At 56.9% G+C, this 13071-nt stretch carries 11 protein-coding genes; 7 read left to right on the top strand and 4 right to left on the bottom strand.

The features are described 5' to 3' along the window. Positions 1-3 precede the first annotated feature (3 nt). Both dhaR and tolC read right to left on the bottom strand, forming a co-directional pair. Entirely contained in the window at positions 4-1950 is a 1947-nt protein-coding gene (gene dhaR, locus FCL49_RS17405) for a dihydroxyacetone kinase operon transcriptional regulator DhaR (RefSeq protein ID WP_174354502.1), read from the bottom strand. 151 nt (positions 1951-2101) lie between these two features. Continuing rightward, positions 2102-3607: an outer membrane channel protein TolC gene (tolC, locus tag FCL49_RS17410; protein WP_174354503.1), complete on the bottom strand. Its 1506-nt coding sequence runs from the start codon at positions 3605-3607 to the stop codon at positions 2102-2104. A gap of 286 nt (positions 3608-3893) precedes the next feature. Here tolC and nudF point away from each other — a divergent pair, with 286 nt between their 5' ends. The 6 genes from nudF to FCL49_RS17440 all read left to right on the top strand — a co-directional run bounded on the left by nudF (position 3894) and on the right by FCL49_RS17440 (position 9325). Next, positions 3894-4526, top strand: a complete 633-nt coding sequence (gene nudF, locus FCL49_RS17415; RefSeq protein ID WP_037416554.1) for an ADP-ribose diphosphatase — start codon at positions 3894-3896, stop codon at positions 4524-4526. Then, a complete protein-coding gene (locus FCL49_RS17420) occupies positions 4526-4951 on the top strand; it encodes a DUF1249 family protein (protein ID WP_085119263.1) in 426 nt (141 codons plus the stop codon). Before nudF ends, FCL49_RS17420 begins: the two co-directional genes overlap by 1 nt. Before the next feature lie 27 nt (positions 4952-4978). Further along, positions 4979-5806, top strand: a complete 828-nt coding sequence (cpdA, locus tag FCL49_RS17425) for a 3',5'-cyclic-AMP phosphodiesterase (protein WP_012146964.1) — start codon at positions 4979-4981, stop codon at positions 5804-5806. Next, positions 5806-6390 carry an esterase YqiA gene (yqiA, locus tag FCL49_RS17430; protein ID WP_174354504.1) on the top strand — a complete coding sequence of 195 codons (585 nt, stop codon included), beginning with the start codon at positions 5806-5808 and terminating at the stop codon, positions 6388-6390. The genes cpdA and yqiA overlap by 1 nt, the downstream gene beginning before the upstream one ends. A 46-nt stretch (positions 6391-6436) precedes the next feature. Then, positions 6437-8332 carry a DNA topoisomerase IV subunit B gene (parE, locus tag FCL49_RS17435; protein WP_012146962.1) on the top strand — a complete coding sequence of 632 codons (1896 nt, stop codon included), beginning with the start codon at positions 6437-6439 and terminating at the stop codon, positions 8330-8332. Between the two features lie 96 nt (positions 8333-8428). Further along, positions 8429-9325 (top strand): LysR substrate-binding domain-containing protein, encoded by an 897-nt coding sequence (locus FCL49_RS17440; protein ID WP_174354505.1) that lies wholly within the window; start codon positions 8429-8431, stop codon positions 9323-9325. A 13-nt stretch (positions 9326-9338) separates the two neighbouring features. Here the strand turns inward: FCL49_RS17440 and FCL49_RS17445 are convergent, their stop codons facing one another. Both FCL49_RS17445 and FCL49_RS17450 read right to left on the bottom strand, forming a co-directional pair. After that, a complete protein-coding gene (locus FCL49_RS17445; protein ID WP_135318093.1) occupies positions 9339-9647 on the bottom strand; it encodes a putative quinol monooxygenase in 309 nt (102 codons plus the stop codon). A gap of 33 nt (positions 9648-9680) precedes the next feature. Next, positions 9681-10262, bottom strand: a complete 582-nt coding sequence (locus tag FCL49_RS17450) for an NAD(P)H-dependent oxidoreductase (protein ID WP_174354506.1) — start codon at positions 10260-10262, stop codon at positions 9681-9683. A 315-nt stretch (positions 10263-10577) separates the two neighbouring features. On the opposite strand from FCL49_RS17450, the gene parC reads away from it, so the two are divergent. Further along, on the top strand, positions 10578-12851 hold the full coding sequence (parC, locus tag FCL49_RS17455) for a DNA topoisomerase IV subunit A (protein ID WP_174354507.1): 2274 nt from the start codon (positions 10578-10580) through the stop codon (positions 12849-12851). The last annotated feature ends 220 nt before the right edge of the window (positions 12852-13071 follow it).

The following is a 13071-nucleotide window of genomic DNA, read 5'->3' on the forward strand; positions in this document are numbered from 1 at the left end:
CCCTCAGGCGCGCAGCTTAAACTGGCGGATATCAATCTGATATTGTTTGATTTTTCGCCACAGCGTGGTGCGACCAATGTCCAGCAGCTGCGCCATTTCGTTCAATTGTCCGCGGCTGACCTTGGCCGCGTGAATGATCGCCTGACGTTCCATCTCCGCCAGTGTTAATAGCGGCATGCCCGGTTGCGGTTCACTTTCCAGCAGTGGCTGGTGGCTGAGCAAGTGCTCGGGTAAGTCCGCCAGTTGCAGATGGTGGCCGTGGCACATCATCGCGGTGCGCTCTACCACCCCCTTCAGTTCCAGATCGTTGCCAGGCCACAGATACAGACCGAGCTGGACCATCACCTCGTCATCCACCCGAAAACGGCACTGGAAATGCTGTTCCAGCGTGCGCAAGTGGTGCTTCACCAGCAGTGGAATATCACTCAGCCGTTGGCGCAGCGCCGGGATTTGGATCTCGAACGCCTGCAGGCTGTAGAACAGTTGGCGGCGAAAGCGATTCTGCTGCACCAGCAGCGGCAGATCGGCGGCGCTGCTGGCGATCACCCGCACATCGACCGGGATCACCCGATTGGAATTGAGCCGCATCACTACGCCGGTTTTCAGCACCTGCAGCAGCGCAGACTGCATCTCCGCCGGTAAATACTCGATTTGTTCCAGGTACAGCGTGCCGCCATTGGCCAGTTCAAACTTGCTGAGCTGGCCCGCTTCTTCCTCGTTGGCATCGCTGCCCAACAGCTCCCGCAGCCCCTGGGCTTCCGGTAATAACTGGCAGTTGAGGGCGATGTAAGGCCCGGTGGCACGCTCACTGGCATTGTGGATCGCTTGGCTGAGCAGCTCCTTGCCGACACCTTCTTCGCCGCACAGCAGGATCGGGTGCTGGCCTTTCGCCGCCTGTTGGCCATAGCGAATCAACCGCCGCATCTCCAGCGAGGCGGAAGGCATCTGTTCAAAACTGTGGCTGACGCGCCCCAGTTGGCTGCTGACATACTGATGTAGTCGTTCGAGCGGATGCAGCAGGGCGATAAAGCTGCAGCGTTCACCGTCGAGGATCGGCTTGAGGGTTAACAGTGCCGCAATAAATTGCCGCTGGCTTTCGAAGGTCACTTCAACGTGTTGCAGTGGCTGGCGCTGGGCGATGGCCCGATTGAGCAGGGCGGGCAGCGTCAGCAACTGGCTCAGGGGCTTGCCCTGACTTTGTTGTTCATCCAGCTTGAGCAAGGAGGCGGCACGCTGATTGATGTACTGCAGATAGCCGCGATGGTCCCAGGCCATAACACCGTCATCCACTCCGTCGAGCAGGCCGTAAAGCTGATTCAGATGGCGGTTGGACTCTGCCAGCAGGCTGTCGGCGTTGAGTGAATTGCCGATCTCGCGTGCCAATGCCAGCGTCAATGACAGATCGCCGGCGGCACAGTCGGCAAGCAGGCAGCCTAATGCAATCGAGCCGCGTTGACGACCACTGTTGTCATAGACCGGCGTGGCGCAGAATGACCAGTCGTGCAGCGCTTCGCGCACATGTTCGCTGCCGCGGACCTGCATTGGGTGGCCCTCCGCCACCGCCAGCGACGGTGCATTGGTGCCGATGTCCCCCTCCGCCCAATAAGCGCCAGGCATAAAACCCAATTGTTGCAGATGCTCGCGCGTCGGCGTATCGCCGCACAGCCACAGCATGCAGCCGCTTTCGTCGAGGATCATCAGCAGGCAGCGCCGCTGTTCCATGTATTCGCAAGCGTCTTCCAGCGCCGCCTGCCCGAGCGTCAGCAGATCGTTCTTACGCTGGCAGATGGAGTTAAAGGTGGCACCGAGCGCGCAGTGGGGTTTTTTCCACACCGCAGGCTGCATCAGGCTGCGGCAGCGTAGCCAGGAAGCATAGATTGCCGGCGCAGGGCGTTGTGCGGGCGGAAGCTCGCCTTCGATCAGACGTTGCCAGCTTGAGGTGTTTTCCATTGGATCCCGTCCAGACGAGATAAACGATAGCCCTGATGATACCACTGCGGGGTGGGGGAACGGCTGTGAGACGGTGGGCAGAACCGATGAGCAGGCAAAAAAAAACGGGGTGCGGCAGAAGCCGGACCCCGTATTCAGCGCAGTACTGCAATCAATTACGGAATGGATTACCGCTGTTGCGTACAGGCTGGCTGGTGGTGGTCGCCGGCGCGGAGGTGCGGGCGGCAACCGGTGCTGCAGTTTGCGGCGCAGGTGCGTTGCCGTTATAGCCTTCGGCGTAAGCGTCCTGTGCGGTGGTCTGCGGTGCTACCACGTCTTGCGAAGTGGAAATGGGTTTACCCAATGCGCCGTTCAGCATCATCAGGTCGTTCTCGTTCAGGGTACCGAGCGCCGACTTGATGTTCAGTTGGTTGATCAGGTAGGTATAACGCGCGCTGGAAAGCTGTTGCTTGGCGTTATACAGCGTACTGGTCGCATCCAGCACGTCGACGATGGTACGGGTACCGACCTGGTAACCGGCCTCGGTCGCATCCAATGAACTCTGGGCAGACACTACCGCTTGTTGGTAGGCGTTAATGCTGCTGATCGAGGCGTTCACGTTATTGAACGAAGAACGAACGGTCTGCACTACGCTGCGGTGGGCGCTTTCCAGTTGCTCGCTGGCGCCGACGAAGTTGTACTGCGCCTGCTGCACCTGCGAGTTGGTCTGGCCGCCGTTATACAGCGGCATATTGAAGCTGATGCCAACCTTATTCTGACCGGCATCGGAATCGCTGAAACGCGATGGATCACTGGTAGCGGAACCGTTATATTTGGTATTACTGATGCCGGTTGATGCGCTGACGTCTACCGTTGGCATGTAGCCGGTTTGTGCCGAGCGGATCTGTTCACGGGCCAGATCCTGGCTCAAACGAGCGGACAACAGGCTCAGGTTGCGGCTTTCGGCTTCTTTCAGCAGGTTATTGACTGCATCCGGACGTTTGGTGTTGAAACGGTCGGTATTCAACGAGGCCAGTTCCGGATAGAAGGTGCCGGTCACCTGGCGCAGTTTTTCCAGCGCGTTATCCAGGTTGTTACGGGCAGTCACTTCGGCCGCCAGCACGGTATCGTAGGACGAACGGGCGTTCTGCACGTCGGTGATCGCTACCAGGCCCACGTTAAAGCGTTGGGTGGTCTGGTCCAGGGTGCGGTAAACCGCTTGCTTGTTCGCCTGGGTATAAGACAGCGTATCGATGGCGCTCAGCACGTTAAAATAGGCAGTAGCAGTGTCGAGGATCAGCTGCTGCGATGAGGTCTGGAACGTCACGTCGGAGATACCGGCGGTTTTTTCCTGCAGCGTCAGCGCACGCCATTTGGACATGTCGAATACGGTCTGCGTCAACGCCAGGGAACCGCTGGTGACGTTACTGTTAACGCCATTACTGTCACGATAACCATTGGTGTAATCGTAACCCGCGGTCAAACCCAACTGCGGCAGCAGCGGGCTGCGCGCTTCGTTGATTTTTTCGAATGCGGCGTCACGGTCAGCGGCGGTTTTGCGCAGATCCGGGTTACTTTCCCTGGCCTGTTTGTAGACCTGCAGCAGGTTCTCTGCCTGGCTCATTGCACTGAAGCCGCCCAGGCTCAGTCCGATAAGAAGGGGGAGCAGTTTCTTCATTTGCATTCCTTGTTGTGCAGCAATATTGCTATGTTGTTAGCGCTGACGATAGACGAAATAGTTGCCGATTCTAACAGAGTCTGTTGTACGCCTCAGGTGGCTGAATGTGCCATCTTGCGTAACTTTTACCTTTCAGGCCGCCTGTTTACCTTAGTTCAACTGGCTGCGTACGTCACACCTGATATCATGGCTCACAATCTATCATAAAGCCGCGGAAGATTATCCCGCCGTTTCTGTCATCAAAACTGTTTATTTTATCGGCATACTCACGCTGGAGAATTCATTTATGAGCCACTCGCAACCATCGCCCGTTACTCTCGATAAAAATGATGTAGAAATTATTGCACGTGAGACGCTTTATCGTGGTTTTTTTTCACTCAATTTATATCGTTTCCGCCACCGCTTGTTCAACGGTGAGATGAGTCCCGAAATTAAACGCGAAATTTTCGAACGTGGGCACGCCGCGGTGTTACTTCCCTATGACCCGGTGCGTGACGAGGTGGTGCTGATTGAACAACTGCGGATCGCCGCGGTCGATACCAGTAGCTCCCCCTGGCTACTGGAAATGGTGGCGGGTATGATCGAAACCGGCGAGAGCGTTGAAGACGTCTGCCGCCGTGAAGCGCAAGAAGAAGCCGGCGTAGTGGTCGGACGTTGCAAGCCGGTGCTGAGCTACCTGGCCAGCCCCGGAGGGACCAGCGAGCGCTTGTCGATTATGGTGGGCGAAGTGGACGCCACGACGGCGGAAGGGATTCATGGACTGGAAGAAGAGCATGAAGATATCCGCGTTCATGTGGTCAGCCGCGAGCAGGCTTACCGCTGGGTTGAAGAGGGCGCGATTGATAACGCGGCATCGGTGATTGCATTGCAGTGGCTGGCGTTGCACCATGAATCGTTAAGAAAAGAGTGGGCCAATTAATGAAACAGCGCTATACCCCTGATTTCCCCGAAATGATGAGATTGTGCGAAACCAACTTCGCGCAATTGCGCCGCTTGTTGCCGCGCAATGACGAAGTGGGTGAAACGGTGACTTATCAGGTGAACGGCGCCAGTTATCGTCTGACCATTATTGAATCCACCCGCTATACCTCGCTGGTGCAAATCGAACAGACCGCCCCGGCGGTCAGCTACTGGAGCCTGCCTGCCATGACGGTCAGGCTGTATCATGACGCGATGGTTGCGGAAGTGTGTTCAAGTCAGCAGATCTATCGCTTTAAAGCGCGTTATGATTATCCCAACAAAAAGTTGCATCAACGCGACGAAAAGCATCAAATTAACCAGTTTCTTGCTGATTGGTTGCGCTACTGTTTGGCGCATGGAGCAATGGCGGTTCCGGTTTGTTAAACAGACTGAGATAACAAAGGACACCATTTGGAAAGCCTGTTTAAACCGACCGTGGCAAGTGGGGCCAGGGTCAGGATCCTGCAAATAACAGATACCCACCTTTTTGCCGGCGAAAATGAGACTTTGCTTGGCATTAATACCTATCGCAGCTACCACGCGGTGTTGGACGCTATTCTGGCGCAGCAGCGTGATTTTGATCTGGTCGTCGCCACCGGTGATTTGGCACAGGATCATTCATTGGCTGCCTACCGGCACTTTGCTGAAGGTATTGCACGACTGCCGGCGCCTTGCGTTTGGCTGCCGGGCAACCATGATTTCCAGCCGGCGATGGTCGACGCACTGGCCGACGCCGGAATTGCCCCGTCAAAACAGGTACTGGTCGGTGACCACTGGCAGGTGCTGTTGCTCGATAGCCAGGTGTTCGGCGTGCCCTACGGTGAGTTGAGCGACTATCAGCTCGAGTGGATGGAGCGCTGCCTGCAAGCCTATCCCGAGCGTTATACCTTGATGCTGCTGCACCATCATCCGCTGCCTTCCGGCTGCACCTGGCTCGATCAGCACAGCCTGCGCAACCCGCATATGCTGGGCGCGGTGCTGCTGCGTTACCCGAAAGTGAATACCCTGCTGTGCGGGCATATTCACCAGGAGCTGGATCTGGAGTGGCAGGGCCGGCGCCTGCTGGCATCGCCGTCAACCTGCGTACAGTTCAAGCCGCATTGCACCAATTTCACCATCGACGAGGTTTCACCCGGCTGGCGCTATATTGATTTACTGCCGGACGGCCGCGTCGAAACGCAGGTTTTCCGGTTGGAAAACGACGATTTCCGCCCCGACATGGATTCGGAAGGGTACTGATGCCTTCGACACTGCTCTATCTGCACGGTTTTAACAGTTCGCCGTTCTCGGCCAAGGCAACGTCTTTCAAGGCGTGGCTGGCCGAACATCATCCGCATATCGAGGTATTAGTGCCACAGCTGCCGGTTTTCCCGGCGGAGGCTGCCGAGATGATCGAGAACATGGTGATGGAGCGCGCCGGGCAGACGATAGGCCTGGTCGGTTCCTCACTGGGCGGGTACTACGCAACCTGGCTTTCGCAGTGTTTTTCACTGCCGGCGGTAGTGGTTAACCCTGCTGTGAAGCCGTTTGAGCTGCTGATTGACTACCTCGGCAAAAACGAGAACCCCTACACCGGCCAGCAATATGTGTTAGAGTCTCGACACGTTTACGATCTGAAAACGATGCAGATCGATCCCTTGGAGTCGCCGGATTTAATCTGGTTGCTGCAACAAACGGGCGATGAAATTCTCGATTATGGGCAAGCGGTGGCGTATTACACCGCATGTCGACAGACGGTGGAGTCGGGTGGAAATCACGCCTTCGTCGGTTTCGAGCATTACTTCCCCCAGATTGTGGATTTTTTAGGGCTAAACTCTGTCTAATCAGACGGTTCCGGCACCTTCCTTACTAACCACGAAAAATTCAACGATGACTCAATCCAGCTATAACGCTGATGCCATTGAAGTACTCAGCGGTCTAGAACCAGTGCGCCGTCGTCCCGGCATGTATACCGACACGACGCGCCCCAATCACCTCGGCCAAGAGGTGATAGATAACAGCGTCGATGAAGCGTTGGCCGGTCACGCCAAGCGCATCGACGTGATTTTGCACGCCGATCAGTCACTGGAAGTGATCGATGACGGCCGTGGCATGCCGGTGGATATCCACCCTGAAGAAGGCGTTCCTGCGGTTGAGTTGATCATGTGTCGTCTGCATGCGGGCGGTAAATTCTCCAATAAAAACTACCAGTTCTCCGGCGGCCTGCACGGCGTGGGGATTTCGGTGGTTAACGCCCTGTCGACCCGGGTGGAAGTCAACGTCAAGCGCGACGGCAACGTCTACAGCATTGCCTTCGAAAACGGCGACAAGGTGCAGGACCTGGCGGTGACCGGCAGTTGCGGTAAACGCAATACCGGCACCAGCATCCACTTCTGGCCTGACGAGAAGTTCTTCGACAGCCCGCGTTTCTCGGTTTCGCGCCTCAGCCACCTGCTGAAAGCCAAAGCCGTGCTGTGTCCTGGGGTAGAAATCTACTTCATCGACAAGCTGAACAATACCGAACAACGCTGGTGCTATCAGGACGGCCTGACCGATTACCTGATGGAAGCGGTTAACGGCCTGATTACCCTGCCGGAAGCGGCGTTTGTCGGCAACTTTGCCGGCGACACCGAGGCGGTAGACTGGGCACTGCTGTGGCTGCCGGAAGGCGGTGAACTGCTGACCGAAAGCTACGTGAACCTGATCCCGACCATGCAGGGCGGCACCCACGTCAACGGCCTGCGTCAGGGGTTGCTGGATGCGATGCGCGAGTTCTGCGAATTCCGCAATATTCTGCCGCGCGGCGTGAAGCTTTCTGCTGAAGATATCTGGGATCGTTGCGCCTACGTGCTGTCGGTGAAGATGCAGGATCCGCAGTTCGCCGGGCAGACCAAAGAGCGTCTGTCGTCGCGTCAGTGCGCGGCCTTTGTCTCCGGCGTGGTGAAAGACGCCTTTAGCCTGTGGTTGAACCAGAACATACAGGCGGCGGAACAGCTGGCCGAGCTGGCCATTTCCAGCGCCCAGCGTCGTCTGCGTGCGGCCAAGAAAGTGGTGCGCAAGAAGCTGACCAGCGGTCCGGCACTGCCGGGCAAACTGGCTGACTGTACCTCGCAGGATCTGAACATGACCGAGTTGTTCCTGGTGGAAGGGGACTCGGCGGGCGGTTCAGCCAAACAGGCACGCGATCGTGAGTATCAGGCGATCATGCCGCTGAAAGGTAAAATCCTTAATACCTGGGAAGTCTCTTCGGACGAAGTGCTGGCCTCGCAGGAAGTGCATGACATCTCGGTGGCGATTGGTATTGATCCGGACAGCGAAGATCTCAGCCAACTGCGCTACGGCAAAATTTGTATCCTGGCGGATGCGGACTCCGACGGCCTGCACATTGCCACGCTGCTGTGCGCGCTGTTTGTACGCCACTTCCGTTCGCTGGTGAAGGGCGGCCACGTGTATGTAGCGATGCCGCCGCTGTACCGTATCGACCTCGGCAAAGAGGTGTTCTATGCGCTGGATGAAGAAGAAAAAGCCGGCGTACTGGAACAGTTGAAGCGCAAAAAGGGCAAGCCTAACGTTCAGCGCTTTAAAGGGCTGGGCGAGATGAACCCGCCACAGCTGCGTGAAACTACGCTCGACCCCAATACCCGTCGTCTGGTGCAGCTGACGGTGAGCGACGAGGACGTGGATCAGACGCTGGCGATGATGGACATGTTGCTGGCCAAGAAACGTTCTGAAGATCGCCGCAACTGGCTGCAGGACAAAGGCGATATGGCCGAGCTGTCTGCCTGACAGACCAGGCGATAGACCGACAGGCCCGGCTTCCCCGCCGGGCCTTCTTCCCGCAGGGGTACCGCGTGCGGCACCCGACCACTCTGGGCGGAATGCATGAAAATCACCCTCGAAGAATTACTGGCGTTTACCACCGTTGTTGACAGCGGCTCAATCACTGCCGCCGCCGAACAGCTCGGCCAGACCACCTCCGGCATCAGCCGTGCTCTCAGCCGGTTGGAAAAAAAGCTCGATACCACCCTGATGCGCCGCACCACGCGACGGCTGGAGCTGACCGAAGAGGGCCAAAGTTTTCTCGGCCATGCGCGTGAAATTATCAACTCGGTAGAGAACGCCGAAGAGCAGATGGCGCTGCGCAGGCTGATCCCCGCCGGCAGGCTGCGGGTCAATGCCGCCGCACCCTTTATGGAACACGTGATAGTGCCGCTGGTGGCGGGTTTTCGCCAAAGCTACCCGCAAATTGAGCTGGAACTGAATACCGACAACCTGATCATCGATCTGCTGGAGAAACGTACCGATATTGCCATTCGCATCGGCGCGCTACGGGATTCGACCATTCATGCGCGCCTGCTGGGCGCCAGCCGTTTACGTATTCTCGCCAGCCCGGATTACCTTGCACGTTACGGTACACCGGCCAGCGTCGAAGCGCTGCGAGATCACAGCCTGCTGGGTTTCACCCAACCGGAATCACTCAATCTGTGGCCGCTGCGTTATCAGCAGGCGCAGCATTTTGCTATCGCACCGACGATATCGGCATCCAGCGGTGAAACCTTGCGGCAGTTGGCGTTACGCGGGGAGGGGATTGTGCAGTTGGCTGATTTTATGACCCGTGACGATCAGCGGAGCGGGCGGCTGGTACCGCTGCTGGAGCAGGAGACGTTGGATGTGCGCCAGCCAATTAATGCGGTGTATTACCGCAATACTCAACTGGCGGCGCGTATTACCTGTTTTCTGGACTACGTCAGTGCGCATATTGATGCGCAGACGCTATAGAGAGCGGCAGGTATTAAAGTGCGTTACCCAGTACGTGAATGGTCACGCCCAGTACGCTGTCCTTGATGGTGTCACGATGCCGATGCATGTGAGCGATATCCAGATGTTTTTCCAGATGCGCCTGACTGGCCCATTTTTCCAGCATAAACACGGAATCCGGTGACAGTTTCTGCCAGGGGGCCTGGGTGTGGCTGTCGACCATTGGCGTATATTCGCTACAGCCGTCTTCTGCCAGCACCAGCGGGATCAGTTTCTCAATCGCCTTCAGGACTGTTTCACGGTGGCCCGGTTTGGTTTTGATTTCTGCAATTACGGTGATCATCATTACCTCATTAATTGACGTGCATAATGCCAGTTAAGCAAAAATTTCGGCCAGATGCTCGCGATAACGTGCGATGTCGCTGTCGATATCCGGTTGTTTAATCACGTCATTACAGATAAAGGTCGGCAGCGCTTCCATACCCAGGAATTCATTGGCCTTGTGGAAGTGCAGATACACGCCGTCAACGCCGACGCCGTGGAAGAACTGTTCCGGGTCGGTAAAGGCTTCCAGCGGGGCGTTCCAGGTCAGGCTCAGCATGTACTTTTTGCCCTGGATCAGGCCACCGGAACCGTATTTCTTGCCGGCGTCCGAGCGGGTGCGGCCATCGCTGGCGTACAGGCTGCCATGCCCGGCGGTGAACACTTCGTCGATGTATTTTTTCAGGATCCACGGCTCGCCCATCCACCAGCCTGGCATCTGATAAATCACCACGTCGGCCCACAGATATTTTTGTACTTCGGCTTCGATGTCGTAACCGCCATCGACCACGGTAACCTGTACCTGGTGCTGAACATCGCGCAGATAGGTTTCCGCCACGTCGCTCATGGTTTGGTTGAGTTCGCCGTTAGAGTGACCGAACTGTTTTTTAGCATTGATAATCAGGATATTGCTCATCTTTCACGGCACCTGTGAGAGTTAAAATATTTGATGTCCTCCGCGCCAGGTGCGGAAAACATTTCGCTGACAGGGAGTGTAATGCTTAGCAATGTAAGTAAAAATGGGATCCAGCGCACAACAGTGTTGACTGTGAGTCAATAAATACGCCGTGGGATAGCGAAATTTTGCATAAAATCGGCCGATGAACCCGCGACACCGGACGATTGCTGCGCCATCTGTGACAGCCACCCCGCTGATGAGTTACTATCGCGGACAGAATCAACCCTTTGTCGTCCAGGGATTGCCAAGCCACGGTCTGAGGATAATTGAGTAATGAGTGATCTGACTCATGACGGTGTAGAGCGTTTACCGCTGCACACATTCACTGAAAACGCCTATCTGAACTATTCCATGTACGTCATCATGGATCGGGCGTTGCCGTACATTGGTGACGGTTTGAAGCCGGTACAACGCCGCATCATCTACGCCATGTCTGAGCTGGGGCTGAATAACAGCGCCAAATTCAAAAAGTCTGCCCGTACCGTGGGTGACGTGCTGGGTAAATACCATCCGCACGGCGACAGTGCCTGCTATGAAGCCATGGTGTTGATGGCGCAGCCCTTCTCTTATCGCTATCCGCTGGTAGACGGCCAGGGGAACTGGGGGGCGCCGGATGATCCGAAATCCTTCGCTGCGATGCGTTATACCGAATCCCGCCTGTCCAAATACGCGGAAGTGTTGCTGGCCGAATTGGGCCAGGGCACCGTTGACTGGGTGCCAAACTTTGACGGCACCATGCAGGAGCCGAAGATGTTGCCGGCCCGCCTGCCCAACATCCTGCTGAACGGCACCACCGGTATTGCCGTGGGTATGGCGACCGATATTCCGCCACACAACGTGCGTGAAGTGGCCGCCGCTGCGGTGGCGTTAATCGACAAGCCTGGCGCTTCGCTGGAGGAGTTGCTCGAGTTCGTCCAGGGCCCGGATTACCCGACCGAAGCCGAGATCATTACCCCGCGTGAAGAAATCCGCAAAATTTATCAGAACGGTCGTGGCTCGGTACGCATGCGCGCCGTCTGGAATAAAGAAGACGGCAGCGCGGTGATCACCGCCTTGCCGCACCAGGTTTCCGGCGCCAAGGTACTGGAGCAGATTGCCAGCCAGATGCGTGCCAAAAAGTTGCCGATGGTCGAGGATCTGCGTGATGAATCCGATCACGAGAACCCAACGCGGCTGGTGATTGTGCCACGCTCCAATCGTATCGATCTGGATCAGGTGATGAATCACCTGTTTGCCACGACCGATCTGGAACGCAGCTACCGCATCAACATGAACATGATTGGTCTGGACAACCGCCCGCAGGTGAAAGGGCTGGTGGAAATCCTCACCGAGTGGCTGGCATTCCGTCGCGATACGGTGCGTCGCCGCCTGAACTACCGTCTGGAAAAAGTACTGAAACGCCTGCACATCCTGGAAGGTTTGCTGGTGGCGTTCCTCAATATCGATGAAGTGATCCACATCATCCGTAGCGAGGACGAACCGAAGCCGGTACTGATGCAGCGCTTTGGCATTTCCGATACCCAGGCCGAAGCGATCCTCGAACTGAAACTGCGCCATTTGGCGAAGCTGGAAGAGTTCAAGATCCGCGGTGAGCAGGATGAGTTGGCCAAAGAGCGCGATCAACTGCAGGCGCTGCTGGCCTCCGAGCGCAAGCTGAACACCCTGATCAAAAAAGAGATCCAGGCCGATGCACTGGCCTACGGCGACGATCGCCGCTCGCCGATTACCGAGCGTGCAGAAGCCAAGGCGATGAGCGAGCACGACTTTGTGCCGTCGGAGCCGGTGACTATCGTGCTGTCTGAAATGGGCTGGGTGCGCAGCGCCAAGGGCCACGATATCGATCCAAGTGGCCTGAGCTATAAGGCCGGTGACAGCTTCCGCAGTGCGGCACGCGGCAAGACCAACCAGCCGGTGGTGTTTATCGACTCCACCGGGCGCAGCTACGCGCTGGATCCGCTGACGCTGCCTTCGGCGCGTGGGCAGGGCGAGCCGTTGACCGGCAAGCTGACGCCACCGCCGGGCGCGACCATTGAGCAGGTGCTGATGGCTGCGGACGATCAGAAGTTGCTGATGGCTTCCGACGCCGGTTATGGCTTCGTCTGTACCTTCAACGATCTGGTGGCGCGTAACCGTGCCGGTAAGGTTATGATTACTCTGCCGGATAACGCCAAAGCGCTGGCGCCGATGGAAATCCACGGTGACGATGACATGCTGCTGTCGATCACTGCTGCCGGTCGCATGTTGTTCTTCCCGGTTGCCGACCTGCCGCAATTGTCGAAGGGCAAGGGCAACAAGATTGTCTCTATCCCGTCGGCGCAGGCCGCATCCGGTGAAGACAAGCTGGCATGGCTGTTCGTGCTGCCGCCGCAAACCTCTGTGACCCTGCACGTGGGTAAACGCAAGCTGACGCTGCGTCCGGAAGATTTGCAGAAGTTCCGTGCGGAACGTGGCCGTAAAGGCACCTCACTGCCACGTGGCCTGCAGCGAATCGATCGCGTAGAGGTTGATGCCCCGGCACGTGCGCCTACCGGTGACAGCGAAGAATAAGCCTGAGAAGGCTGGATAACCCCACGGGCGCAGCATGCTGCGCCCGCTTTATTTCCCACCACCGGCAATTATTTTCAAATAGTTAACATTTCCCGGCATAAAATTATTGTGCGTTTCGTCGGCTGGCGGGAAAATAGCAAAAAAAGGCAGGGCAGGTTTTCGAACCCTGCAATCAAAGAATGAGTAAAGGGATCTGCGCAGCGTTTCAGGCTGCGTCGGC

This window comes from Serratia proteamaculans (genome assembly GCF_013337185.1).
Classification (GTDB): domain Bacteria; phylum Pseudomonadota; class Gammaproteobacteria; order Enterobacterales; family Enterobacteriaceae; genus Serratia; species Serratia proteamaculans_D.